This window comes from Acidimicrobiales bacterium (genome assembly GCA_036491125.1).
GTDB lineage: Bacteria > Actinomycetota > Acidimicrobiia > Acidimicrobiales > AC-9 > AC-9.
The window spans coordinates 1-23,648 of record DASXCO010000017.1 but is presented as its reverse complement, the minus strand read 5'-3'; the positions used below and the strand labels follow the sequence as shown (position 1 = coordinate 23,648).

Genomic DNA, 23,648 nt, shown 5'->3' with positions numbered 1-23,648 from the left:
GCGTGAGGGTGTAACACTCGGGCCCATGCCCCGCTACGGAATGACCATCCCCTTCGACGGCCTGCCGCTCCACGAACAGCGCTCGTGGATCGAGGAGCTGGTCGACCTCGGCTACACCGACGCCTGGTCCAGCGAGGCCGGAGGCACCGACGCCTTCACGCCACTGGCTCTCGCCGCGGCGTGGGCGCCTTCGCTGCGATTGGGAACGGCGATCGTCCCCGCCTTCACGAGGGGACCAGGGCTCATGGCCATGAGCGTGGCCAGCATGGCCGAGGCGGCGCCCGGCCGTTTCGCCCTGGGCATCGGCACGTCCTCCGATGTGATCGTGGAGGCCTGGAACGACATCCCCTTCGAGGAGCCCTACAAGCGGACCCGGGACATGGTCCGCTTCCTGCGACAGGCCATGACGGGCGAGAAGGTCAGCCATGAGTTCGAGACCTTCCGGGTGCGGGGGTTCCGTCTGGGGCGGCGCATTGCCGAGCCGCCCCCCATCCTCGTCGCCGCCCTCCGCCCGGGCATGCTGCACCTGGCCGGCCGGGAGGGCGACGGCGCCATCATCAACTGGCTGTCCGCGGAGGATGTCGCCCGCGTGGTGCCCGAGGTCGGGCCGGGCAAGGAGATCGTGGCCCGCATCTTCGTATGCCCGTCGGAGGACGCCGACACGGTGCGCTCGATGGGTCGCTTCGCCCTGGCCGCCTACCTCAACGTCGGGGTGTACGCCGCCTTCCACCAGTGGCTGGGCCGGGGGCCGCAGCTCGAGCCCATGTGGAAGGCATGGCAGGCGGGAGATCGCAAAGCGGCCACGGCCGCCATCCCCGACGAGGTGGTCGACGACCTCATCGTCCACGGCTCTCCCGAGGCGTGCCGGGCCCACATCCAGCGCTACGTCGCCAACGGCGTCACCACCACGGCGCTGGCGATCCTGCCCTTCGGCGTCGACACCCGCCAGGCCGTCCGGGACCTCGCACCAGCAGCCGGGTGAGACCCGCGGCGCACCGCTGATCCCAGGGTGGGAAACTGTGGAGCATGGTTGCGCCTGTTGTTGCCGACGCCAACGTCGGCGCGATCGTCGGCGGCTCCGTCGCTGGCGTCGTCGTCGTCTTCCTCTTCGTACTCGCCATCTCGGTCAAAGTCGTGACCGAGTACGAGCGGGCCGTGTTCTTCCGGTTCGGCCGCATCAAGAGCGCGGCCAAGGGACCGGGGATCATCACCCGCATCCCGGGCGTGGACCGGGTGGTGAAGGTGAACCTCCGTGTCGAGGTCATCGACATCCCGCCTCAGTCGGTCATCACCGCAGACAACGTCACCGTCCAGGTCGACGCCGTGGCCTACTTCCAGGTCATCGATCCGGTGAAGGCCATCATCGGAGTCGACAGCTTCCGTTTCGCCAGTCAGCGGGTGGCCATGACCAGCCTGCGCTCGATCATCGGCCGTCACCACCTCGACGACCTGCTCGCCCACCGGGAGCAGGTCAACGACGAGCTGCGGGCGACCATCGCCTCCTCCACCGGCGGCTGGGGCGTCGAGGTGCGCCAGGTCCAGGTGCGCGACATCACCCTTCCCCAGGAGCTGCTGCGGGCGATGGCCCGCCAGGCCGAGGCCGAGCGCGAACGACGGGCCAAGGTGATCGCCGCCACCGGTGAGCTGGAGGCCAGCCGGGAGCTGTCCGAGGCCGCCGACCGGATGTACGAAAGCCCCGGCGCGCTCCAGCTGCGCACCCTCCAGACCCTCGCCGAGGTGGCGACGGAGCGGAACTCGACCCTCGTGTTCCCCATCCCGGTCGAGATGCTGGCGGCGTTCCGCGACGCCGGAAGGCACTAACGCTTTAACCTCCCCGGTGTGCCCCCGGCCTCGCTGCGCCCGCTGCGCCACAGGGACTTCGCCCTGGTCTGGTCGGCGGCGCTGGTGTCCAACGTGGGCTCGTGGATGCAGACGATCGCCGTGGGGGTGCTGGTAACCATTCACACCGGACAGGCGCGGTGGACGGGCCTGGTGGCCGCCGCCGCCTTCCTCCCGATGGGGCTGCTGTCCCCGGTCGGAGGCGCCATGGCCGACCGGCACGACCGGCGCCGCTGGCTGCTCCTGACCACCGTGGGCGAGACGGTCTTCGCGGGGATCCTCACGGCCCTCGCCGCCACAGGGAACGCCAGCCCGGTGTGGGTCACCCTGATCGTGCTCGGTGGGGGCGCAATGACGGCCATCGGCTTGCCCGCCTACCAGGCCATGCTCCCCGACCTGGTGGGACCTGACGACCTGCTGGGCGCCATCTCGTTGTCGTCGGCCCAGTGGAACCTGGGGCGGGTGATCGGGCCCGCGCTGGCCGGCGTCGCCATCGCCGTGGGCTCCTACACCTGGGCCTTCGGCATCAACGCGGCCTCGTTCGGGGCGGTGCTGATCGCCCTGCTCCTGGTGCGGTTCCGTCCTGGCGCCCGGCCGCGGGAGCAGGGCCGCCTCCTGGCCCGGATCGCCAGCGGGGCCCGGGCGGCGGCGGCCGAGCCCGGCTGTCGCGCCGCCATCGGCCTCATCGCGGTCGTCGCCCTCCTGGCCTCTCCCTTCATCGCCCTGGTCCCGGCCGTGGCGATCAAGCTCTTCCACCACCAGGCGAGCGGCACGGCGGTGCTGATCACCGCCCAGGGGATCGGCGCGGTCATCGGCGCCCTCGCTCTGACGCCGGTGGCCGGGCGCATCGGGCGCCGCCGGCTCCTGCTCGTCGACCTCGGCCTGCTGCCCGTCCTCCTGATCCTCTACGGGTTGGCGACCTCGCTGGCGCTGGCGGCGGTCGCCCTGCTGGCGGTGGGGGCGGCCTACATCGGGGTGCTTGCCGGCCTCAACACGGTGGTGCAGCTGCGGGCGCCGGAAGCCTTGCGGGGCCGCATACTCAGCCTCTACATGCTGGCCCTGGGCGTCATCTATCCCATCGGTGCCATCATCCAGGGGGCAGTCGCCGACAGGGTCGGTCTACGAACCGTCGTCGTCGGCACGGCTGTGCTGCTCCTCGCCGTGCTGGTGGCGTTCTACTTCCGCCGCCCGCACCTGGCGGAATCGCTCGACGACCCGCGACGGGTCCCGACGACTCTGGACGCCATCACGTCCAGTGCGGCATAGGAGAGAACCATGGGACCGGTCGAGACCCTCGAGCGGATCGCCTTCTTGCTGGAGCGGGAGGGCGAGCGCGCCTATCGGGTGCGGGCCTTTCGGACGGCAGCCGCGACGTTGTCAGCCATCAGTCCTGAAGAGCTCGCCGAGCGTGATCGGACCGGGCGGCTGCAGGAGCTGCCCGGCGTCGGCGACACGACGGCGCGCGTGGTGCACGAGGCGCTGGCCGGGGAAGTGCCGGGGTACCTGGCCCGCCTCGAGGCAGCGCCAGCGCCCGATCCAGGCCCGGGGGCGGGGATCCGGTCCCAGCTGCGCGGCGACTGTCACACCCACTCCGACTGGTCCGACGGCGGAAGTCCCATCGAGACCATGGCCCGCACCGCGGCCGCCCTGGGCCACGACTACGTCGTGCTCACCGACCACTCGCCGTCGCTCACGGTGGCCCACGGCCTGACGGCCGAGCGTCTCGAGCGCCAGCTGGAGGTGGTCGAGGAGGTCAATGCCAAGCTGGCCCCATTTCGCATCCTGACCGGCGTCGAGGTGGACATCCTCGAGGACGGCGCGCTCGATCAGGACGAGGCCCTGCTGGCCCGCCTCGACGTCGTGGTGGGAAGCGTCCACTCCAAGCTGCGAATGGATGCGGTGGGCATGACCCGCCGCATGGTGGCCGCCTTGAGCAGCCCACACGTGGACATCCTCGGGCACTGCACGGGACGGATGGTCGTCGGTCGCGGGCGGCCGGAGTCGAGCTTCGACGCCGACGAGGTGTTCGGCGCCGCTGTCACCTTCGACAAGGCGGTGGAGATCAACTGCCGCCCCGAGCGCCTCGACCCTCCCAAACGCCTGCTCCGTCAGGTGGTCGACACCGGCTGCAAGCTGTCGATCGACAGTGACGCCCACGCGCCGGGGCAGCTGGAGTGGCAGCCCTTCGGCTGCGAGCGGGCGGCGGACTGCGGGGTGCAGATCGACTCGATCGTCAACAGCTGGCCCGCCGAGCGCCTGCTCGAGTGGGCGGCGTCACACGCGTCAGACCGCTGAGCGCGGGTCCACCTGGTAGCGGAGAAACAGCATTCCGTCGGCGGCGAGGACGTGGGCCAGCTCGAGACGCGCCGGCTCGTCCAGTGCGGGGCCGCCGATGATACGCAGGCGTTCGGGACCGGCGATCACCGGGGACAGGCTGAGGCAGAGCTCGTCGAGGCGGCCGGTGGTGACGAGCTGGTCCAGCATGTGGGGACCACCTTCGCACAGCACGCGCGTGAGACCTCGCTCGACGAGTGCCTGCACGGCCGAGGCCAGGTCCACCGCGGTGTCGCCGCAGACGGCCACGTCGGCCGCCTGGGCGGCCCGGCGTCGGAGGTCGGCGGGGGCGGCGTCGGTCGTGAGGATCACCGGGGGGGTCGCGGCGTCGGTGAAGAAGGCGCTCTCGAGGTCGAGGTCGATCCGAGAGGTGACCACTGCGATGGGGGGCACGGCGGCGAGGCCGTGCGCCTGTCGCCGGGCGCGACGCTCCTCGCTCGGCCGGGCCGGTCCGTAGCGCTCCTGGCGCACGGTGCCCGCTCCGACCAGGACCACGTCACACAGGCCCCGGAGCACCGAGAAGACCCGATGGTCGGCGTCCGAGGACAAGCCGCCGGAGCGACCCCCCACCTCGGCGGCGCCGTCGACGCTCGTCACGAAGTTGGCCCGCACGTGGAGTCGGGCCGGCCCCGGGAGGGCGTAGGCCTCGTCGAGATCGACGTCGCCGGCCGGGTCGGGCAGCAATCGGCGCACGACGGGCTGGTTTCCTCAGCCGATCTGGGGGAGGCGCTGCTCGAGCTCGAGGACAGGCGCGAACAGGTCCCCCGACCGATCAAGCCGCTCCAACACCTCATCGGCCTCGAAATGGAGCTGCGACGCGCCGTCCGCGTCGCGCCCGCTCTCGACCTCCTGCCACGAGATCGGTGTCGAGACCGTGGGCTGCGGCCGGGCCCGCAGGGAGTAGGCGCAGATGGTCGTCTTGGTGATGTGGTTCTGGCTCCAGTCGATGAGCACCTTGCCCCGCCGCAGGCTCTTGTCCATCTTCTCGAGGGCGTGGTCGGGGTGGTGCTTCTCCAACAGTCGGGCGATGGCGTGGGCAAAGGGCTTGGTCTCGTCGTAGGTGTGCGGAGTATTGAGGGGGACGTAGACCTGGAGGCCCTTGGAGCCTGAGGTCTTCGGGAAGGATGCGAGGCCCAGGTCGTCCAGGACCTCCCGCAGCCAGCACGCCACCTGGGCGCAGGTCACCACGTCGGCCGGCGGTCCCGGGTCGAGGTCGAAGACGACCATGGTGGGCCGGTTCACGGCGTCGCGCGACGACTCGTCATCGGCTCCATCGGCCCGCGCAAGCAGGGGGTGCAGCTCGATGGCGGCCAGGTTGGCGAGCCAGGCCAGGGTGGGCAGGTCGTCGGCCGTGCAGTAGTTCACCGCCTTCCCCTTGGTGCGCTCGCTCGGGATCTCGACCGTCTGGACCCAGTCAGGGCGGTGCGACGGGCACTGCTTCTCGTAGAAGAACCCGGCGTCCACGCCGTTGGGGTAGCGCTTCAGGGTGAGGGGCCGGCGGCGGAGGTGGGGGAGCAGCGCCGAGGCGACCCGCATGTAGTAGTCGATCACCTGGCCTTTCGCGAACCCGGACTCGGGGTAGAGGACCTTGTCGAGGTTCGAGAGCTTGAGCCGGCGCCCCTCGAGCTCGACCTCGACGCTGCCTGAGGAGGATGCCATCGAGGGCATGATTGCAGGCGACGGGTCGTCTGGAGACGCAGATGAGCGACAAGCTCGACAGTTACAAGGCCAAGCGGGACTTCTCGGCCACGCCCGAGCCGGATACCGAGCGACGCCCGCGTCCCGACGAGGCAGCACCCGGGGCCGGGGATCTGCCCCGCTTCGTGGTCCAGGAGCACCACGCCCGGCGGCTCCACTGGGACCTGCGGCTCGAGCGAGACGGCGTCCTCGCCTCGTGGGCGCTGCCCAAGGGCGTGCCCCCGGACCCGAAGGTGAACCACCTCGCCGTTCCGACCGAGGACCACCCGCTGTCGTATCTCGACTTCACGGGGGACATCCCGACCGGCAGCTACGGGGCCGGCACCATGATGATCTGGGACCGGGGCACCTACGACTGTCACAAATGGGACGGCCGCGAGGTGATCGTCACGCTGCACGGGGAGCGGGTCGACGGGCGCTACGCCCTGTTCCGGACGGGAGAGGGCCGCTGGATGATCCACCGGATGGATCCTCCTCAGGACCCGGAGCGGGAGCCGATGCCCGAGCATCTGGCCCCGATGCTGGCCAGCTCGTCCGAGATCCTGCCGACCGACGACGGGCGTTGGGGCTACGAGATCAAGTGGGACGGCGTGCGGATGATCGCCTTCGTGGCCGGCGGCACGGTGAAGTTGCAGGGTCGGCGGCTGCTGGACGCAACGACGCGCTACCCGGAGCTGCGAGGCCTGGGAGACGTCGTCTCCTCGCACGAGGTCGTCCTCGACGGCGAGGTCGTGGCCCTCGATGACGAGGGCCGGCCCGACTTCGGGAAGCTTCAGCAGCGCATGAACGTGGCCGAGGGCTCGGCGCTGCGGCGCGTGCTCCGTGAGGTACCGGTCGTCTACATGCTCTTCGACGTGCTGTACCTCGACGGCCACCTGACCATCGCCCTGCCGTACACCGAGCGCCGCCGACTGCTCGAGGGCCTGTCACTCTCCGATTCGTCGTGGCAGACGCCGACCTATCACGTGGGGGACGGGGCCGCGCTGCTGGACGCGACTCGCGCCCGCGGGCTCGAGGGGCTCGTGGCCAAGCGTCTCGACAGCGTGTATCGGCCGGGCCGCCGCTCGCCGTCCTGGGTGAAGGTCAAGAACGTGAACCGCCAGGACCTGGTGGTCGGCGGCTGGCTGAGCGGACAGGGCAACAGGTCCGGCCGACTCGGTGCCCTCCTCGTCGGGTACCACGATGGCGGCGAGCTGCGCTACGCCGGCCGAGTGGGCAGCGGCTTCACCGACCAGGAGCTGGAACGCCTGGACGGCCTGCTGGCGCCGCTCGCCCGCGCCACGAGCCCGTTCACACCACCGCCACCGCTGCCGGCCGAGGTGACCAGGCAGGGCCACTTCGTCGAGCCCACCCTGGTGGCCGAGGTGGCCTTCAGCGAGTGGACCCACCTGGGCACGCTGCGGGCCCCCCGCTACAAGGGCATGCGCACCGACGTCGACCCGCGCGCCGTGGCGCGAGACGACGTGTGAGCCCCGAGCTCAAGCTGGGCGAGCACCGGTGGCCGGCCATCGCCACCGTCGCCGCCGCGCTCGGCATGTACTTCGCCCTCCCGGGCAAGTTCGTGCTGGGACCGAAGTGGATCCTGCCCGCCCTGGAGGCGGCCCTGATCATCCCGCTCCTCATCGCCAACCCGGTCCGTCTGACGAGGGAGACGCAGGCGACCCGCGCCGCCTCGGTGACGCTGATCGCGCTCATCTCGCTGTTCAACGCCTTCTCCACCGGGCTGCTGGTGCACGGGCTGCTCCACGGGATCAAGCTCGGCGGTCGGTCGCTGATCCTGTCCGCCATCGAGATCTGGATCACCAACGTCCTCGTCTTCACGCTGTGGTACTGGGAGCTCGACCGGGGTGGTCCCGTGGCGCGTGCGTTCGGCGAGCGCCGGCGTCCGGACTTCCTCTTTCCCCAGATGTCGACGCCCGATGTTGCCGTGCAGGACTGGATGCCGGGCTTCGTCGACTACCTGTACACGTCATTCACCAACTGCACAGCGTTCAGCCCGACGGACACGATGCCGCTCAGTCCGTGGAGCAAGCTGCTGATGCTCCTGCAGGCTTCGGTGTCGTTGGTGACCGTGGCGGTGGTCGCCGCCCGGGCGGTCAACATCCTGACCTGATCCGCCGATCTGATCATTCGGGGGCAATCAGCCGCTGCTGGAGCCGCCGCATGCCTCGAAGCCAGCGGTCGTAATCACCGGCCTTGTGGCGGAAGTACTCGCCCACCTCCGGATGGGGGAGGATGAGAAAGGTCTCCTCCCGCAGTCCGTCGACCACGGCCTCGGCGACGTCCTCCGGCTCCAGCACGTCGCCGGACGCCACCACCACCTGACCAGCGGGGAACGACTGGTCGCCACCCTCGTCATGTGCAGGATCGAGGCCGCCCTCGAGCATCGACGTGCGCACGCCCTGAGGGCACAGGCACGAGACCTTGATCCCCGCGTCGCCGTGGGTGATGGCGAGCCACTCGGCCAGGCCGACGGCCGCGTGCTTGGTGACCGAGTAGGGGGCGGCGCCGAGGTTGGTGAGCAGTCCCGCCGCCGATGCCGTGTTCAGCAGGTAGCCCTCACCCCGGGCGAGCATGCCCGGTAGTACGGCCCGGGCGGCGTAGACGTGGGCCATGACGTTGACGTGCCAGATCGTCTCCCACGACTCGTCGGGCACCTCGGCCCCACCACCGATGGCGATCCCGGCGTTCGAGCAGAACAGATCGACGGGACCGAAGGTCTGCTCCGTCTGCTCCACCAGCGCGACGATGTCGCCCTCGCGGGTGACGTCGGTCGGGACGGCCAGCGCCCGCGTCGTCGCGCCGTTCTCGTCCTGCAACTCGGCGGCGGTGGCTCGGGCGCCATCCGCGGCGATGTCGGCCACCACGACGGCCCGAGCCCCCTCGGCGGCGAAGCGCCGGCACAGGGCCCGACCGATGCCGCTGGCGCCGCCTGTGACCACCACCACCCGGTCGTCGAGCTCCATGGCGCCGATCCTAGGCCGGCCCGGGAGGCCGGCCCGAGGGTCAAGCCGCAGGCGCGCAGTGCCTAGGTTCGCGTCAGGGTGCCGCCGCCATGATCTCGGCGAGGGACTCGGCGATGCAGTGACGAAGGAGGACCGGGTCGTCGATGGCGGCCGAGTCGCTGTTGATGCCCATGTCGAGCTGGGAGCGGTACGACAGCACGCTCGCGTTGAAGGCGGTGCCACCAGTGGGGCCCATCGGATGGTTGGACAGGACGAGCGCCCCGGCCACGAAGATGTCGACCGGTGCGCCGCGCACGTTGGATGCGGCCAGGTCCACCGTTTCCACCTGCTGGCGGACCAGCCGGGTGAGCAGCGGACCGGGCAGGCCGGTCAGCACGCCGGTCAGCGCGTCGGCCAGGCCCAGCGCCCGCTCGGCCTTGACGCTGGCGAGGCGGTCGTGGACGGCCCGGAACCGCTCGACGGGGTCGAGGATCCCGGCCGGCACGAGCACCCGAGCCGGGGTGAACGAGTTGCCGCCCGCCGAGCGATCGTGGCGGGTGCTCACGGGCATCGAGATCCGCAGCTCGTCCGCGTCGACCCCGCGGGCCCGATGATAGGCGGCGGCGCCTCCAGCGACGCCGGTCACGAACACGTCGTTGACGGTGCCCCCGAGGGCACCGGCGGTCCGCTTCGCCTCGTCGAGGTCGATGCTCAGCACCTCGAAGTGACGGGCGGTCGACCGCCGTCCGGCCCACAGCGGCGAACGGGCGCCGTCGGTCACCAGCGCCTGGCGCACCATCGACCGGGCGCTCTCCATCACGTCCGCCGTATCGCGACCGAGAGACTGGGGGTGCGACGCGATCTCGACGGCGCCGGTCCACATGCCGGTGACAGCGTGCGGGACCCGGCCGAGCTGGCGGCGCATCTCGGTCATCAGCCGGACCGGTCCGCTGTCGAACGGTCGGGGGGCGCCGTCACCGCTCACGGGCTCCGGGCCGGGGGCGTCGCGGGACAGGTCGATGAAGCTGGTCGACAAGCGGACGCCTCCCACGCCATCGGTCACGGCGTGGTGGAGCTTGGCCAGGAGCGCGGCCCGGCCACCCGACAAGCCCTCGACGACCCTCATCTGCCAGAGGGGCCGGCGCTGGTCGAAGGGGTCCTGCAACCACATGGCGCCGAGATCGAGCAGCTGACGGTCCGTCCCCGGTTCTGGGAGCGCGATCCGACGAAGGTGGTAACCGAGGTCGAACTCAGGGTCGTCCACCCACTCCGGCGGTGCCAACGGCAACGGGGCCAGCTCGACCCGCTGGCGAAGCCGGGGCAGGCCCCGGACGGCGTTGGCCATGCGGGCGTAGAAGCGGTCGTAGTCGGGGGCCCGATCGAGCAGCGTCAGGTTGAGGAAGGACGACCGCAACACCGGATCTCGCTCGACGGTCCACATCAGGGCCTCGGGGCCGGTGAGCGGCACCGAGCCCGGCTGTGCGTCCTGTGACATCGCCGTCAGGGTAGTGCGGCGACCTGATGCGACGCCTCGCCGGACTCAGCGGGAGATGCTGGTGTGCTTGAACTCGTTGAGCTCCGGTCGGCTCTGGGCCAGGGTGACGACGTGCTCGATGGTCGTGCGGGCGAGCTCGGCGTCACCCTGCGGACGGGTCATGAGCCGGACGAAGACGGCCTGACCGTCGACCATGAATGTCGGCACGCCGAAGGCCCGGTGGTCGTTGACCGCGCTCTCGTGGGCCTTGCGGAACGTCTCGAGCGGCCATCCGTCCGCGATCTCGGCGAGCACCGCGTCGGGGTCCACGCCGTGGTCGGCCAGCACCTGGCGCACCTCGGCCTCCTCGCGGAGGTCCTTGCTCTCGTCGTGACGGGCTCGGAACAGGCCCATGTGCACGTCGTAGAACTTGTCCGGGTAGCGGTCCCGCACGACGATGCCCGCCTGCATGGCGAGGAGGTGCGAGGCCTTCTCGGGGTCGTCCCAGACAGCGGGCTCACCCTCCTCCGCGTGGATCTGGCTGAGCGAGAAGGGCACGAAGCCCACTTCCCAGTCGGCGCCGCCGGCGAGGGCCGCTACCAGGTGCTCGTGGGCGTTGCGGGCAAAGGGACAGCGATAGTCCCAGTTGACGTCGAACGACAGGCTGGTCATGAACAGCTCAACGCCTCGGGCGCGGCCGAGATTCCGCGCTCCGCTCTGGGAGTGGAGCGAGCCGCCGTCCGATGCGTCCGAGCAGGACGCCGATCGCCGCTCCGGCCAGCACGTCCGATGCGTGATGGATGCGGACGTGGATCCTGCTCGAGGCCACCACCACGGCCAGGCCGTAGTAGAGCGGCCACAGTGGGTCGTCCTCTGACAGCAGCCCGGCGGCGCAGAAGGCCGAGGTGGCGTGGCCGCTCGGGAAGCTGCTCGTGAGGGGCTGGCGCAGGGGGAGGGGGCGAGGGCCCGACGATGGCGGGCGCCGGCGTCGAACGAGCGACTTGACGCCCACGTTCACCAGCACCGACTCGACGCCCAGGGCGGCGGCCATGCGCAACGCCGACCGCCGGCGGCGGTCGGAGCCCAGGCCCCGTGCGGCCCCCACGATCAGCCAGATGAGGCTGTGGTCGCCGACCGCCGAGGCCCCGTACCACACCCGGTCGGCGACCCGATTGCCCCGAAGGCGGTCGAAGGCGGCGTCGACACGCTCGTCGAAGGCCGCTACACGCACCTCAGACCAGCGTCGGTTGGCTCGCGCCGGCGCGGGCCGGGTCACCGCCGAACGCAGGGCAGAACTCCTGCCAGTTGCAGTACCCGCATAGGGCGGAGGGCTTGGGCCGGAAGTCCTCGTCCCGGCACGCCCGCTCGATCGCCGCCCAGATCGCCGAGGTCCGGCGGCGAAGCCCCTGCACGGACTGGTCGGACGGGATGGTCGAGATGCTCAGCGGCTCGCGCAGGTAGAGCAGCTGCACCCGAGCGGGCCGCTCCCCCAGCACCTGCTCGCACAGGAAGGCGTAGAAGTGGACGCCGGCCAGACGCAGCTGCTCCTGAGCCTGACCCGGGACCCGCCCCGTCTTGTAGTCAGTGACCACGAGCCGCCCGTCCCGATCGACGTCGAGGCGGTCGATGATGCCCCTGAGCCGGAGGTCACCCAGGTCGGCCTCGAGTGCGAGCTCCATGCCCACCGCAGTCACCTCGTTCGGGTCCTCGAGCTCGAAGTAGCCCCGGACCAGCCGCTCGGTGTCGGCACGAAGCTCGTCGGTCTCGGTCGGCGTGAGCCCGAGGGCAGCCAGCTCGGGCTCCTCCTCGGGGGACTCCCAGGCCCGGTCGAGCTGCTCGAGTCCCACCGCGATGGTGCGCTCTCCGGCGGGGACCTGCCAGAACAGGTGCTCCAGGGCGCGGTGGACGAGGTTGCCCTTGACCGTCCACGGGGAGGGGGGCTCGGGCAGCCGATCGATCGCCGAGAAGCGGAACGCCAGCGCGCAATCCTTGAACGACGACACCTTCGAGGGGGACAGGGCGCTCGGAAGCGGTAAGGACATCGCCCCCAGGCTAGAGGCGGGGTGTATCACCCGGGGGGGACCTCAGGCGGGCGGCTGCCCCTCGGCGGCGAAGGCCGACCGAATCGAGCTGGCCAGGAGGGCTGGGTCCTCGAGGGGTCCGAAATGGCCGACGCCGGGCACGACCTCGGCGCGGGCCCGCGGGAGACGATCGACGATGGCCTCGACCAGGTCGGTGCCGTAGGTGTCCGACGTAGCGCCGCAGGCGACCGTCACCGGGCATCGGACCTCGGCCAGGTGGTCGTAGGCGTCGTGGCGCCAGCTCTGCTCGTAGACCAGGGCTTCTGTCTCCCCCCGGCACTTGAGTTGGACGCGGCCGTCGTCGAGATCGGCGAATCCATGATCGACGTAGGCGCGCAGGGCCTCGGGGGCCACTCGGTCGAACGGCGGCTTGGAGGCGTAGTTGTCGAAGGCTTCCTGGCGGGAGTCGAAGATCTCCCGCCGGCGGCGGGCCGCCTCCGAGAGGGGATTGTCGCCCGCGCCGGTGGGGAACGGGCCGTTCGGGGGGAACACGATGGGCTCGAAGAGGTAGAGCGCCCGGAACGTTCCCGGGCGGGCCTGCTCGGCCAGCAGCAGGCCGGCGCCGCCACCTGAGTGGCCGACTCCGAACGGCCGCGTCAGCCCCAGACCGTCGACGGTGGCCAGGACATCGCGCCCGAAGCCGTGCCAGTCGAAGTCCATCCCCAGCGGCAATCCAGAGTCGCCGTGACCCCGCAAGTCGAGGGCGACGCCGTGAAACTGCCCACTCAGCAGGTGGGCGAGGGGGGCGAAGACGAGGCCATGGAACCCCGTCGCGTGGGCGAACAGCATCGGCGGTCCGTCTCCGCCGAGGTCGTGGACGGCGATCTCGACGCCATCGCTGGTCGTCACGGCGGGCGGCACCGACGTGACGATAGTGGTGCTCGCGGACACTAACCTCACCCGGTGCACGCCCGCCGCCGCGTCCCGGATCTGCGGGAGTGGGGTGTCGAGCCCGCGTACCGCGGCGACGACGGTCGTTGGCACCAGGCGCCGCCGTCGACCATCGAGGCGATCGGCGATGCCCTCGGCATTGCAGAAGCGGCGCACGCTGGGCCGCACGGGCCACCAGGTGTGCGGGTCGTTCGCCACGACGACGACGTGTCGCTGCCGGGGCCGTGGGAGCTGACCCTGGAGGACGGGACGTCCATGACGGCGCACGGCCGGCTGCCGCCCGGGGTACCGTGCGGTTACCATCAGCTGCGGCGCGCGACCGACGGCCAGACGATGCGACTGATCGTGAGCCCAGGGCGCTGTCGATTGCCGAGCGGGCAGCGGGCCTGGGGTTGGGCGGTGCAGCTTCCCGCACTGCGGTCGCGGCGCAGCTGGGGCATCGGCGACCTGGCCGACCTGAGAAGCCTGGCCCAGTGGTCCGCTGGCCAGGGGGCATCGACCGTTCTGGTCAGCCCGCTTCACGCCAGCCGACCCGCCGTGCCGCAGCAGGCCAGCCCCTACTTTCCGAGCAGCCGGTGCTGGCGCAACCCGCTCTACCTGCGGATCGAGGAGGTGCCGGGGGCCGGTGGCGCGGAGCTGCATCGGCTGGCGGCCGCCGGGCAGGCACTGAACGAACAGCGACTCGTCCAGCGCCCTCGGGTCTGGGAGCTCAAGCTCGGCGCTCTCGAGCGGCTCTGGGACCGGTTCGGCGGCGACCCCGATTTCGACCATTACTGCGACGCGGAGGGACCGTTGCTCACTCGCTACGCCGCCTTCTGCGCGCTGTCGGAGGTGCACCTCGGGGCGTGGCCGCAGTGGCCAGCGGAGGTGCGCCATCCGGAGGGCGCGGGCGTGTCGGCGTTCGTGTCCCGACATCGACACCGGGTCCTCTTCCACCAGTGGTTGCAGTGGCTGCTCGACCGTCAGGTGGCGAGGGCGGGCGTCGACGTCGACCTGGTGCAGGACCTGGCCGTGGGCGTCGACCCGAACGGGGCCGACGCCTGGATGTGGCAGGACGTGCTCGCGCCCGGGATGGCCGTCGGTGCTCCCCCCGACGGTTTCAACCGGCTCGGGCAGGACTGGGGCCTGCCGCCATTCGACCCCTGGAAGCTGCGCGCCGCCGGCTACGAGCCCTTCGCCCGGACCCTCCGAGCCAACCTTCGTGACGGGGGCGGGCTGCGGGTGGACCACGTCATGGGGCTCTTTCGCCAGTACTGGGTCCCCCTCGGGACAGATCCGCGACAGGGTGCCTACGTCCGGTACCCCTCGAACGACCTCCTCGGCGTGCTGGCCCTGGAGAGCGATCGGGCCCGGGCATTCATCGTGGGCGAGGACCTCGGCACCGTCGAGCCCTTCGTGAGGGAGGAGCTGGCCCGCCGGAACGTGCTGTCGTCCCGAGTGCTCTGGTTCGAGGACGGCAGCCCCCGCGACTTCCCGGCCCGGTCCATGGCGTCGATCAGCACCCATGACCTGCCAACCGTCGCCGGCTTGTGGACCGGCGCCGACTTGTCCGACCAGCAGCGGCTGGCCCTCGAGCCCGACGCCGCCGCGGTCGACGCAGTTCGGTCACGGTTGCGGGACCTGTTGGGGCTTGCGGACAACGCCCCGCTGGACGAGGTGATCGTCGCCGCCCACCGACTGCTGGCCGAGGCGGCCAGCGCGGTGGTCACTGCGTCCCTGGAGGACGCCCTCGGGGTCCTGGAGCGACCGAACATGCCCGGCACCACCGACGGCTGGCCGAACTGGTCGCTGGCCCTCCCCGTCCCGCTCGAGCGGGCGCTGTCGGATCCCCGAGTCGTCGCCGTGGCCGACACGCTGCGACGGGGTCGCGCCTCTAGCTGATGGCGGTCGCCCGGCCTTCCCAGTAGGGCTTGCGCAGCTCCCGCTTGAGCGGCTTCATCGCCCCTGACAGCGGAATCGGCTCGGAGCGGAACTCCACCGACTTGGGGACCTTGTACCCGGCGATGCTGTCGTGGGCGTGCTTGATCAGCTCCTCGGCAGTGGCCGAGGCCCCCTTCTTGAGCACGACGATGGCGTGCACCTGCTCGCCCCACGTCTCATTGGGGATGCCGATGACCGCGACCTGGTCGACCGCCGGGTGGCTGCCGATCGCTTCCTCCACCTCGACCGAGTAGACGTTCTCGCCTCCGGTGACGATCATGTCCTTCACCCGGTCGACGAGGAAGAGGTAGCCCTCGGCGTCGATCCTGCCCATGTCGCCCGAGTGGTACCAGCCCCCGCGGAAGGCCTCCTCGGTCTCCTTGGGCCGGTTCCAGTAGTGGTCCATGAGGTTGCCGGCCCGGGCGCAGACCTCGCCCTGCTCGCCGGTCGCGAGGGTGTGGCCATCGGCGTCCTGGATGGTCACGTCGACTCCCCACATCGGACGGCCCGCCGAGCGCGTGATCTCTCCGCCGTGGCGGTGGTCCTTCTCGTCGAGCCAGGTGAGGACCGACGATGACTCGGTCATGCCGTAGCCCTGGGTGAGGTTGACCTCCGGTAGCTCGTCGAAGACCCGTTGCAGAAGGGTGGCCGGCATCGGTGAGGCGCCGTAGGTCAGGAACTTGAGGCTGGCGAGGCGCTCGGACGAGAAGTTGGGGTCGTTGAGCAGCATGGCGATCATCGTCGGGACCATCACGGTCTGGTTGACCTGGTATCGCTCGATCACGTCGAGCACATGATCGGGCTTGAAGAGCGGTACGAAGACCGAGACGCCGCCTCCTGCTGGGATGCCCATGATGGCGGCCGTGGACGCAGCGTGGAACATCGGGGTCTGGTGCAGGTAGATGCGGTCCTCTCCGAGCCCGACGGCGATGGCGGCGTGGTAGAGGTTGAGCATCTCGGCCCGCTGGCTGAGCACCACGCCCTTCGGAAGGCCCGTCGTTCCCCCGGTGTACATGAGCACGGCGGGATCGACCTCCTCCGGCTCGGGGGGCACTGCGGGCTTTCCCGCCTCGATCAGGTCCTCGTACGACAGGTCGTGGGGCACGTCGCCGTCGCCCAGGAGGACCACCTGGCGCAGGTGCTCGAGCTCGGGCCGGGCCTGCTCGAGCAGACCGGAGAAGAGCCAGTCGGTGAAGACCACCTCGGTGCCCGAGTCATTGAGGATGAAGGCCAGCTCCTTGGCCGCCAGGCGGAGGTTGAGCGGGTTGATCACCCCGGCTCCCAGGAGGCCTGCGTGGAAGAGCTCGAGGTAGCGGTGGCTGTTGACCGCCAAGACGCCGAACCGGTCACCCGGGCGTAGTCCCAGCTCGTTGCGCATGGCGCTGGCCAGACGGAGGACCCGCTCGCCATGGGTCTCCCACGTGGCGTGGTAGTCCTCGTCGTGGAAGCCGACCCGATCGGCGTGGCGGCTCAGGGCCGGCAGGAGTACGCGGGGATAGATGAGCTCCTTCACGCCTAGAGGCTACAACTGCCTTCCCGAGAAGGCGCAGCTGCCGGTCTGCGGCGTCTCGGCGGCTCAGCCGTCGCCCGGGAGTCGTCGTTCCCGCGATCGTCACGCATGGGCACGAACAGCAGCCCGTGAGGGTTTGTGAAGGTGGTGCCCAGCGGCGTGATCACCCCGGTGGCCAGGTCCAGCGTTCCCACGAGCGGCGTCTTGGTGTCGCTGGCCTCTGCGGCGAACACTGCCCGCTGGTAGGCCCGCGGTGGAGAGTGCCGAAAACGTACCGGCGCTCGGGTCGGTGACGAAGAGCGCGCCCTGGTCCGCGGTGGCAACGGCGATGTCATCGACGGGAGGATGCGACGACGGCGCAGCGGTTCACCGGCGTCGATGATCCCGCGATGGTCGGGGCACGCTACGTTCGCGTTCCATGACCGCAGTGCTGGGCGTGACCGTCGCGGTTGGTCTGGCGGCTGTCGTGTTGCTGATTCTCCTTGTCCGGCGCTCGAGTGCGGCGGCCGACGAGCGGTCTCGATCGGAGCGACTCGAGAGGGAGCTCGGCGAGACCGCAGAGCAGCTCCGCGCGGTAGAGGTGCGGGCCGAGGAAGAGGCGCGGCGGCGAACCGAGGCGGCCGATGCGGCCACCGCGGCCGATGCGGTCCTCGTTCAAGCCCGCGCCGACACGTCGGCGGCCGAGCGCCGGGCCGACGAGTCGCAGCGTCGCGCCGAGGACGCGGAGCGACGCGCCGCCACACGTGAGCTGAGTGGCTCCGGGGTGGGAACCGTCGCCGATGTTGCCGATGCCCTGTGGGAGCTCGAGCGGCTTCGCCTCGAGCGAGAGTGGAACGCGATCGGTGGTCTGGCCCTGCCCATGCCGGCCGGTTGGGACGGGGCGGACGGCACGGACCTGTGCGCCGCGGTCGCGGTCGAGCTGGAGGTGATACGGGAGGTCGTGGGGACGCCGGGCCGGATCGCGACCCCCACCCAGCCCGTCACCGCCGACCCGGCCACCGCCATCATCGTCACCAGGCTCGCTGGGGAGCTGCTGCGCACGCTGGCCCGAGGGGGGCTCGAGCTGAGCGTGAGCATCGAGGCGGAGGACGATTTGGCGGTCGCCGTCGCCACCCCCGCGGCGGAGACGGCCGACGATCTCTCGCGACTGGCCATCGCTGCGTCTCGCGCTGGGGGCAGTCTCGATGTGCAACCGGTCGACGACGGCGTGCGGGTCGAGGTGCGCCTTCCGCGATGATGTTGATGACGGGCTGACGGGACGAGATGCGATGGTGGCCGCCCTCTATCCGCTGTGGCGAGACCTGCTCGACGAGCACGAGGAAGCGGCGCTCGACCCCGGCCTGCCCGACCGGCTTCCCCGCACGCCGGACGTGCTCGTGGTGGGTGGCGGGATCCTCGGGGTGGCTACCGCACTGGCCTGCCAGCGGGCAGGTCTGGGGACCGTCGCCCTTGTCGAGCGCTCGGCCCTCGGGGCCGGTGCCACGGCGGGCGCCGGCGGGCTCCTCGTCCCTGAGGCCCAGCATGACAGCGACGGGCTCGGCACCGGCGCCGGTGACGGCGAGGCTGACCATGAGGACGTGGCCGGGAGTGACCGGGCCAGCATCGTCGCCCGGGGCCGCGAGAGCCTGACCCTGTGGCGCGACCTCGACGACCTGGTGCCGGAGGGCGTCGGGCTGGTGTCCATGGACTGGCTGGGGCTCGATCCGCAACCGGGTCTCTCGGCCGATCTGCCGCCCGGGGCGGAGGTGCTCGACGCCGACGACGTCGCCCGCCTGGTGCCACAGCTGGCCCGACCCGTCGGCGGTGTGCTGGTCCGGGACCAGGCCCGGGTCAACCCTCTCGGTGCCCTCGCCCGTTTGGCCGGCGGGATTCGTCACCTGGCCACTGATGTGGGCGTCACCGGTGTCGAGACGAGCGACGCTCGGGTGATACGGGTCTCGACGACGGCGGGATCGGTGAGCCCGGGAACGGTCGTCTTCGCCACCGGCGGACCGCCCGACGCCGCCGACCTGGCGCTGTCAGTGCCGGCTTCGCTGGTGAAGGGGCACCTCATCGCCACCGAGCCGATCACGTTGGACCTGCCGGTCAGCGTGCTGCCCACGGTGACCCAGGTCGACGACGGCCGACTCCTCGCCGGCGGGACGCTCGACACCGACGATCATTCCCCCGACGTGGACGACCGGGTGGTGGCGAACATTCGACACGACCTGGAGGCGGCGCTTCCCAGTATCGGACAGGTGCCCATCTCCCACGCCTGGTGCTGTTTCCGCCCTGCCCATCCCGACGAGCTCCCACTCGTGGACCGCGTCCCCAACCTGGCCAACGCCTGGATGACGTCGGGTCATTTCCGCACCGGCATCCTCATGGCGCCGGTGACCGGTCGGGCCCTGGCCCGGTGGATCGACTCGGGCCGGCGGCCGGCCGAGGTCGGCGGCCTCGAGCTGGCGCGCTTCGGCTGACCAAGGGCTGTCCAGCCCGGTCCTGACGTGCAATTCTCGGATCGCGAGCCAGCGACACCGACAGGGGGTGAGCTGCACGGGGCAGCGCTACGACGACATCGGGCGCTCGTACGCCCGCCACCGTCGTCCTGATCCTCGTATCGCTCGGCAGATCAACGACGCCCTGGGCGACGCCGACCGGGTCGTCGACGTCGGGGCTGGCACCGGCTCGTACGAACCGTCCAACCGACGCGTGGTCGCGGTCGATCCGTCGCCCGTCATGATCGCCCAGCGCTCGACGGGCGCCGGCCCGGTCGTTCGTGGTGTCGCCGAGGACCTGCCCTTCCCCGCCGGCTCCTTCGACGCGGCGCTGGCGATCCTGAGCCTCCACCACTGGTCGGACAAGGCACGTGGCCTGGCCCAGCTGCGCCGAGTGGCGAAGCGGCGAGTCGTGCTCTGCTTCGATGCCGCGCTCGAGCACACGTTCTGGCTCGTGCGCGACTACCTCCCCGAGATCGCCGCGCTCGACTACGGGCCCGACCTCTCGCCCGAGCAGGTGGCCGACGCCCTCGACGCCGACCGCGTCGACGTCGTGCCCGTCCCCTGGGACTGTCGCGACGGATTCCTCTGCGCCTATTGGCGACGCCCCGATGCCTACCTTGATGCCTCGGTGCGCTCGTGCATCTCCGGCCTCGCCCGACTCGACCCCTCCGTTGCTCGTCGCGGCATCGACCGTCTGCGTACGGACCTCCGCACGGGACGCTGGGCGACGCGTCACGCCAACCTGCTCGAGCGTTCCGACATGGATCTCGGCTACCGCCTCGTCATCGCGACCGGCGGGTAGGGCCGCCTCCCCGCTCACGGCGGCTCCCTCCCGTTGCCGCCCAGCAGTCCCGCCTGGCGGTCCCGCTCGGTCTTGAGCTCGTGGCAGTCCCAGCACCTGCCGCTCAGGTTGGCCCGGGTGGTGGGGCCTCCGTTGGCGACCGGGTCGACGTGGTCGTACTGGATGTGGTGGCGCGTGCCGCAGTCCACACAGATGACCCCGTCGAAGTCGGGGGGACCACCGAGGTCGAGGGCGGTGCGCAGCTCGGCGGGGATGTGGCGCCCGAAGTGCTTGACCGTCTCGATGCGCACCCCGTCGTGGATCAGGGTCTTCACGAAGGCCCGCTCGGCCAGGCGCCTGGCTACACCCACCGGGACCGGGCCCCCGCCCAGGAGGTGGGCCGTCCCCTCCCCGCCGTCGCCCGGGCGCTGCCAGACCACGACCAGGTCGGCCTGGGTGGTTGCCCTGGCCTTTCCCGCCAGCAGGGCCACCAGGGCGTCGGCGGCGTGCGCGGCGCGGGGCTCGGTGGCCCCCGCTGTCCGGGCCGTGGTGTGGATGCGGTCGGTCTCGGCCTCCAGGCGATTGACGAGGGGAATTCCCACGGTTGGGGGAAGGGCGCCGGCCAGGCGCACCATGCCGAGGTCGTCGCGCCAGGCCCGGACCTCCCGGGCGGCCTGCTGGGCGGCGTGCAGGCCCTCGGCGTCGGTGGCCCCGAGGCGGCGGCTGCGGGCGTTGTCGCGCAGCACCGCCAGGCTCGAGGCCTTGGCCAGGGCCACCAGCTCGGCCTCGGTCCCCGGACAGGCCGCCTCGGTCCTGGTGATCTCCTCGGCCTGGGCAAGCGACAGCTCGCCTGTCACCACCGCCTCCTTGGTCGCCGGACAGTCCTCGACGGCACCGGCGGTGCCCAGGGCGGCGCGGGCCTGGCCGGCGCTGGAGCCGGCGGTGCGGGCCAGCCACTCCACGGGATTGGCGTAGCCCCGCCGGCGATGGGCCCCGGCCTCGGCCGCCCGGGCGGCCAGGCGGGCCCTGGCCGCGGCGCAGGTCTTCTCGGTGCGGGCCAGGTCCTCGGCCATGGCGGCGCAGTCGTCGCCGGTGAACGCCTCGGGCTGCAGGCCCCTCAGCGCCTCCCGCAGGGCCCGGCTCGCCACCGTGGGGCTCTCGGGCATGCCACTCCTCGCTCGTGGGGCGCGCACTGTGGGCGCGCTCGGCTGATCAGAGGAGGGCGGTGACTGCCTCGCCCACGAAGGCACCGCTCACGCTACCCGAACGTATGTTCGATGTCAAGAAGAAAACTCAGCCGTCCCGAAGCGTCCGGAGCCGTCGCTCGAGCTCGGCGCGCTCGACCGCGTTGGTGCTCAAGGCGATCGCCTTCTCGTAGGCACGCGCCGCGCCGGCAGGGTCGCCGGAGCGCCTGAGCAGGTCGGCGTGGGTGGCGTGCATGGGCTGGTAGGCCGCGAGCGCGGAGTCGCCGAGCAAGGGTCGGAGCAGGGCGAGACCGGCTTCGGGGCCCGCCGCGAACCCGACGGCGGCAGCGCGGTTGAGCTCGACGACCGGCGAGGGTCTGACCTCCGCCAATGCTCCATACAGCTCGGCGATCTGCTCCCAATCGGTCGCGCCGGCGTCGGCGCCCCGAACATGGAGAGCGGTGATGGCGGCCTGCAGCTGATACTCACCCGGCCGCCGCAACCGTGCCGCGTGCGCGAGCGCCTGGAGGCCATCGTCGATCTGCTGCCGGTCCCAAGCCGAGCGGTCCTGCTCGTCGAGGGTGACGTAGCGTCCCTGGTCGTCGACCCGTGTCGCGCGACGCGCGTCGTGAAGCAGCATCAGCGCCAGCAGCCCCCACACCTCAGCCTCGTCGGGCATCAGCTGGGACAGGAGCTGGCCGAGTCGGATCGCCTCGCTGCACAGCTCACCTCGTACCAGACGATCGCCCTCGCTGGCCGAATAGCCCTCGTTGAAGATCAGGTACGCCACCCGCAGCACGCCGAGGAGACGGTCGGGCAGGTCGGCATCGGAGGGAACCCGGTATGGGATGTGCGCATCGGCGATCTTGCGCTTGGCCCGCACGATTCGCTTTCCCATGGTCGGCTCCGACACGAGGAAGGCGCGCCCGATCTCGCCGGTCGTCAGACCACCGAGCGTGCGCAGCGTCAGCGCCACCCGGGCCTGGAGATCGAGCGCCGGGTGGCAGGACGTGAAGATCAGCCGCAGCCGATCGTCGACAACGGCGCTCTCCTCGCTCACCGAGGGGTGCTCCTGTTGATCCAGGCGGACCAGCTCGGCCAGGCGCTCGGCCCGATCGGAGACGGAGCGATCCCGACGGAGGCGATCGATCGCCCGCCGCCGCGCCGTGACCGTGATCCAGGCCCCGGGGTTCTTGGGAACGCCGTCGCGGCGCCAGGCCGTGATCGCAGCCGCGAAGGCGTCCTGCACGGCGTCCTCCGCGACCTGAAAGTCCCCGACGTGGCGGATGAGAGTGGCAAGCACGGACGCACGCTCGTCGCGAAACGCCCGCGCCACCACCGCCGCTGTCGGATCGTCACCATCGGACGGCGGTCGGTCAGGGAGTGGTGACCGAGTCGACATCCATCATCGGCCGCACCTCGACCGACCCATAGCGGGAGAGCGGCAACCGGGCAGCATGCTCGAGCGCCTCGTCGAGGTCCGCGCAGTCCAGCAGGTAGTAGCCGCCGAGCACCTCCTTGGTCACGGCGAATGGCCCGTCGGTGAGATCGGCCTCGCCGTCGCGCACTCGGACCGTGGTCGCTCTGGCCACCGGATGCAGTCGGCCGACGGAGACGAGCAGTCCGGCGTCACGGAGGCTCTGGGTCACCTCGTTCCAAAGCGGCATCTCGGCGTCCCTTTCCGCCTGCTGGGTCGCCTCCACCTCGGGTGCGTACAGCAACAACATGTAACCGGGCATGGTTCCTCCTGCTCCGACGCGCCGCACGATACACGGCTCTCCTCTGTACGACGCAGGTCACCCAGGGATTTGGACAGGCCCGCCTGTGTCCAAACTGTCTCTGGTGCTGCGTCGGATAGGTGAGGCCACCGAGCGGCGGCCTGCCGGCTCCCAGCCGGCCGAAAAGGAGGACCATCATGTCCACGTTCGTGTTCATCTACCGAGCGCCCAAGAACTACACGCCGACTCCCGACGCCGTGGACCAGTGGAGCGCCTGGTTCGAGACTATGGGCGACCGAGTCGTCGCTCGCGGCGACCGGGTCGTCGCCACCAGCACGCTCGGACGCGGCGCGCCGGACACGGTGCTGGGCGGTTACTCGCTGGTCAGCGCAGACGACCTCGAGGGGGCCATCACTCTGGCCAAGGGCTGCCCGATCCTCGAGCGAGACGGCGGTGTCGAGGTCGGCGAGGTCATGTCCTGAACGGCGGAGCCCCGCTCGATCGGTAGCGGCTCTGCCTGAGGACAGGCCAACCGGCATGCGTTGAGCGCTGGCCCCGCGAGCCCCAAGGAGCGACGCGGGGCCGGCGCTCAGCCAAGGAGCGCCGCCCGAACCCCGTCCGGTCACCCTCGGCACCAAGTCGGCTGTCGTACTCTCGTCGCCATGTTCGACACGCGCCGGCACAGCACTGCGAGACGCGCTCTTCTCGGACGGCTCGCAGGGCCGAACGACCGGTCGCAGTGGGTGGTGTTGCTCCAGGACGACGCGTCGTCACCACTCGAGTTCTTCGTCGT

23 protein-coding genes are annotated in these 23,648 nt (G+C 71.0%); 11 read left to right on the top strand and 12 right to left on the bottom strand.

Annotated elements, in window-relative coordinates:
- Nucleotides 1-25 precede the first annotated feature (25 nt).
- Genes VGF64_01145 through VGF64_01130 form a run of 4 tightly spaced genes read left to right on the top strand, consistent with a single transcriptional unit; the run spans nucleotide 26 to nucleotide 4,134 of the window.
- Nucleotides 26-982 carry an LLM class F420-dependent oxidoreductase gene (locus VGF64_01145; protein ID HEY1633335.1) on the top strand — a complete coding sequence of 319 codons (957 nt, stop codon included), beginning with the start codon at nucleotides 26-28 and terminating at the stop codon, nucleotides 980-982.
- 44 nt (nucleotides 983-1,026) lie between these two features.
- Nucleotides 1,027-1,821 carry a slipin family protein gene (locus tag VGF64_01140; GenBank protein ID HEY1633334.1) on the top strand — a complete coding sequence of 265 codons (795 nt, stop codon included), beginning with the start codon at nucleotides 1,027-1,029 and terminating at the stop codon, nucleotides 1,819-1,821.
- 18 nt (nucleotides 1,822-1,839) lie between these two features.
- A complete protein-coding gene (locus VGF64_01135; GenBank protein ID HEY1633333.1) occupies nucleotides 1,840-3,105 on the top strand; it encodes an MFS transporter in 1,266 nt (421 codons plus the stop codon).
- Nucleotides 3,106-3,114: 9 nt separating this feature from the next.
- The gene (locus VGF64_01130) at nucleotides 3,115-4,134 is read left to right on the top strand and encodes a PHP domain-containing protein (protein HEY1633332.1); all 1,020 of its coding nucleotides are present in this window, start codon (nucleotides 3,115-3,117) and stop codon (nucleotides 4,132-4,134) included.
- Here VGF64_01130 and VGF64_01125 read toward each other — a convergent pair.
- On the bottom strand, nucleotides 4,123-4,866 hold the full coding sequence (locus tag VGF64_01125) for a pyrimidine reductase family protein (protein HEY1633331.1): 744 nt from the start codon (nucleotides 4,864-4,866) through the stop codon (nucleotides 4,123-4,125). The two genes, VGF64_01130 and VGF64_01125, sit on opposite strands and share 12 nt — an antisense overlap.
- Nucleotides 4,867-4,881: 15 nt before the next feature.
- Nucleotides 4,882-5,832 (bottom strand): non-homologous end-joining DNA ligase, encoded by a 951-nt coding sequence (gene ligD, locus VGF64_01120; protein HEY1633330.1) that lies wholly within the window; start codon nucleotides 5,830-5,832, stop codon nucleotides 4,882-4,884.
- A gap of 41 nt (nucleotides 5,833-5,873) precedes the next feature.
- On the opposite strand from ligD (VGF64_01120), the gene ligD (VGF64_01115) reads away from it, so the two are divergent.
- Both ligD (VGF64_01115) and VGF64_01110 read left to right on the top strand, forming a co-directional pair.
- On the top strand, nucleotides 5,874-7,340 hold the full coding sequence (gene ligD, locus VGF64_01115; GenBank protein ID HEY1633329.1) for a non-homologous end-joining DNA ligase: 1,467 nt from the start codon (nucleotides 5,874-5,876) through the stop codon (nucleotides 7,338-7,340).
- A complete protein-coding gene (locus VGF64_01110; protein ID HEY1633328.1) occupies nucleotides 7,337-7,984 on the top strand; it encodes a hypothetical protein in 648 nt (215 codons plus the stop codon). Before ligD (VGF64_01115) ends, VGF64_01110 begins: the two co-directional genes overlap by 4 nt.
- Before the next feature lie 13 nt (nucleotides 7,985-7,997).
- Here the strand turns inward: VGF64_01110 and VGF64_01105 are convergent, their stop codons facing one another.
- From VGF64_01105 to VGF64_01080, 6 genes are all read right to left on the bottom strand, one after another.
- A complete protein-coding gene (locus VGF64_01105) occupies nucleotides 7,998-8,837 on the bottom strand; it encodes an SDR family oxidoreductase (GenBank protein HEY1633327.1) in 840 nt (279 codons plus the stop codon).
- A 73-nt stretch (nucleotides 8,838-8,910) separates the two neighbouring features.
- A complete protein-coding gene (locus VGF64_01100; protein HEY1633326.1) occupies nucleotides 8,911-10,311 on the bottom strand; it encodes a wax ester/triacylglycerol synthase family O-acyltransferase in 1,401 nt (466 codons plus the stop codon).
- Nucleotides 10,312-10,356: 45 nt separating this feature from the next.
- Entirely contained in the window at nucleotides 10,357-10,962 is a 606-nt protein-coding gene (locus tag VGF64_01095; GenBank protein ID HEY1633325.1) for a DsbA family protein, read from the bottom strand.
- A gap of 7 nt (nucleotides 10,963-10,969) precedes the next feature.
- Complete coding sequence (locus tag VGF64_01090; GenBank protein HEY1633324.1) at nucleotides 10,970-11,521, bottom strand: phosphatase PAP2 family protein; 552 nt, start codon at nucleotides 11,519-11,521, stop codon at nucleotides 10,970-10,972.
- A gap of 1 nt (nucleotide 11,522) precedes the next feature.
- Nucleotides 11,523-12,332 carry a PD-(D/E)XK nuclease family protein gene (locus tag VGF64_01085; GenBank protein HEY1633323.1) on the bottom strand — a complete coding sequence of 270 codons (810 nt, stop codon included), beginning with the start codon at nucleotides 12,330-12,332 and terminating at the stop codon, nucleotides 11,523-11,525.
- A gap of 42 nt (nucleotides 12,333-12,374) precedes the next feature.
- Nucleotides 12,375-13,232: an alpha/beta hydrolase gene (locus tag VGF64_01080; protein HEY1633322.1), complete on the bottom strand. Its 858-nt coding sequence runs from the start codon at nucleotides 13,230-13,232 to the stop codon at nucleotides 12,375-12,377.
- 42 nt (nucleotides 13,233-13,274) lie between these two features.
- Between VGF64_01080 and malQ the strand changes: the two genes are divergently transcribed.
- Nucleotides 13,275-15,143, top strand: coding sequence for a 4-alpha-glucanotransferase (malQ, locus tag VGF64_01075; GenBank protein ID HEY1633321.1), 1,869 nt, complete (start codon nucleotides 13,275-13,277; stop codon nucleotides 15,141-15,143).
- Here the strand turns inward: malQ and VGF64_01070 are convergent.
- Nucleotides 15,136-16,695, bottom strand: a complete 1,560-nt coding sequence (locus VGF64_01070) for an AMP-binding protein (GenBank protein ID HEY1633320.1) — start codon at nucleotides 16,693-16,695, stop codon at nucleotides 15,136-15,138. The two genes, malQ and VGF64_01070, sit on opposite strands and share 8 nt — an antisense overlap.
- A gap of 415 nt (nucleotides 16,696-17,110) precedes the next feature.
- Here VGF64_01070 and VGF64_01065 point away from each other — a divergent pair, with 415 nt between their 5' ends.
- The 3 genes from VGF64_01065 to VGF64_01055 all read left to right on the top strand — a co-directional run bounded on the left by VGF64_01065 (nucleotide 17,111) and on the right by VGF64_01055 (nucleotide 19,974).
- The gene (locus VGF64_01065; GenBank protein HEY1633319.1) at nucleotides 17,111-17,929 is read left to right on the top strand and encodes a hypothetical protein; all 819 of its coding nucleotides are present in this window, start codon (nucleotides 17,111-17,113) and stop codon (nucleotides 17,927-17,929) included.
- Between the two features lie 31 nt (nucleotides 17,930-17,960).
- Nucleotides 17,961-19,151: an FAD-binding oxidoreductase gene (locus VGF64_01060; GenBank protein HEY1633318.1), complete on the top strand. Its 1,191-nt coding sequence runs from the start codon at nucleotides 17,961-17,963 to the stop codon at nucleotides 19,149-19,151.
- A gap of 67 nt (nucleotides 19,152-19,218) precedes the next feature.
- Nucleotides 19,219-19,974 (top strand): class I SAM-dependent methyltransferase, encoded by a 756-nt coding sequence (locus VGF64_01055; GenBank protein HEY1633317.1) that lies wholly within the window; start codon nucleotides 19,219-19,221, stop codon nucleotides 19,972-19,974.
- A 14-nt stretch (nucleotides 19,975-19,988) separates the two neighbouring features.
- On the opposite strand, the gene VGF64_01050 is transcribed toward VGF64_01055, so the two are convergent.
- The 3 genes from VGF64_01050 to VGF64_01040 all read right to left on the bottom strand — a co-directional run bounded on the left by VGF64_01050 (nucleotide 19,989) and on the right by VGF64_01040 (nucleotide 22,876).
- Complete coding sequence (locus tag VGF64_01050; protein HEY1633316.1) at nucleotides 19,989-21,119, bottom strand: HNH endonuclease; 1,131 nt, start codon at nucleotides 21,117-21,119, stop codon at nucleotides 19,989-19,991.
- Nucleotides 21,120-21,246: 127 nt separating this feature from the next.
- Nucleotides 21,247-22,539 carry a sigma-70 family RNA polymerase sigma factor gene (locus VGF64_01045; protein ID HEY1633315.1) on the bottom strand — a complete coding sequence of 431 codons (1,293 nt, stop codon included), beginning with the start codon at nucleotides 22,537-22,539 and terminating at the stop codon, nucleotides 21,247-21,249.
- Complete coding sequence (locus tag VGF64_01040; GenBank protein ID HEY1633314.1) at nucleotides 22,514-22,876, bottom strand: YciI family protein; 363 nt, start codon at nucleotides 22,874-22,876, stop codon at nucleotides 22,514-22,516. The genes VGF64_01045 and VGF64_01040 overlap by 26 nt, the downstream gene beginning before the upstream one ends.
- A 176-nt stretch (nucleotides 22,877-23,052) precedes the next feature.
- On the opposite strand from VGF64_01040, the gene VGF64_01035 reads away from it, so the two are divergent.
- On the top strand, nucleotides 23,053-23,337 hold the full coding sequence (locus tag VGF64_01035; protein HEY1633313.1) for a YciI family protein: 285 nt from the start codon (nucleotides 23,053-23,055) through the stop codon (nucleotides 23,335-23,337).
- The last annotated feature ends 311 nt before the right edge of the window (nucleotides 23,338-23,648 follow it).

Coding starts and splice junctions, on each gene's coding strand:
- VGF64_01145 (HEY1633335.1), top strand. CDS start 26: ATGCCCCGCTACGGAATGACCATCCCCTTCGACGGCCTGCCGCTCCAC.
- VGF64_01140 (HEY1633334.1), top strand. CDS start 1,027: ATGGTTGCGCCTGTTGTTGCCGACGCCAACGTCGGCGCGATCGTCGGC.
- VGF64_01130 (HEY1633332.1), top strand. CDS start 3,115: ATGGGACCGGTCGAGACCCTCGAGCGGATCGCCTTCTTGCTGGAGCGG.
- ligD (HEY1633330.1), bottom strand. CDS start 5,832: ATGGCATCCTCCTCAGGCAGCGTCGAGGTCGAGCTCGAGGGGCGCCGG.
- ligD (HEY1633329.1), top strand. CDS start 5,874: ATGAGCGACAAGCTCGACAGTTACAAGGCCAAGCGGGACTTCTCGGCC.
- VGF64_01105 (HEY1633327.1), bottom strand. CDS start 8,837: ATGGAGCTCGACGACCGGGTGGTGGTGGTCACAGGCGGCGCCAGCGGC.
- VGF64_01100 (HEY1633326.1), bottom strand. CDS start 10,311: ATGTCACAGGACGCACAGCCGGGCTCGGTGCCGCTCACCGGCCCCGAG.
- VGF64_01095 (HEY1633325.1), bottom strand. CDS start 10,962: ATGACCAGCCTGTCGTTCGACGTCAACTGGGACTATCGCTGTCCCTTT.
- VGF64_01085 (HEY1633323.1), bottom strand. CDS start 12,332: ATGTCCTTACCGCTTCCGAGCGCCCTGTCCCCCTCGAAGGTGTCGTCG.
- VGF64_01065 (HEY1633319.1), top strand. CDS start 17,111: ATGACCGCAGTGCTGGGCGTGACCGTCGCGGTTGGTCTGGCGGCTGTC.
- VGF64_01060 (HEY1633318.1), top strand. CDS start 17,961: ATGGTGGCCGCCCTCTATCCGCTGTGGCGAGACCTGCTCGACGAGCAC.
- VGF64_01050 (HEY1633316.1), bottom strand. CDS start 21,119: ATGCCCGAGAGCCCCACGGTGGCGAGCCGGGCCCTGCGGGAGGCGCTG.
- VGF64_01045 (HEY1633315.1), bottom strand. CDS start 22,539: ATGTCGACTCGGTCACCACTCCCTGACCGACCGCCGTCCGATGGTGAC.
- VGF64_01040 (HEY1633314.1), bottom strand. CDS start 22,876: ATGCCCGGTTACATGTTGTTGCTGTACGCACCCGAGGTGGAGGCGACC.
- VGF64_01035 (HEY1633313.1), top strand. CDS start 23,053: ATGTCCACGTTCGTGTTCATCTACCGAGCGCCCAAGAACTACACGCCG.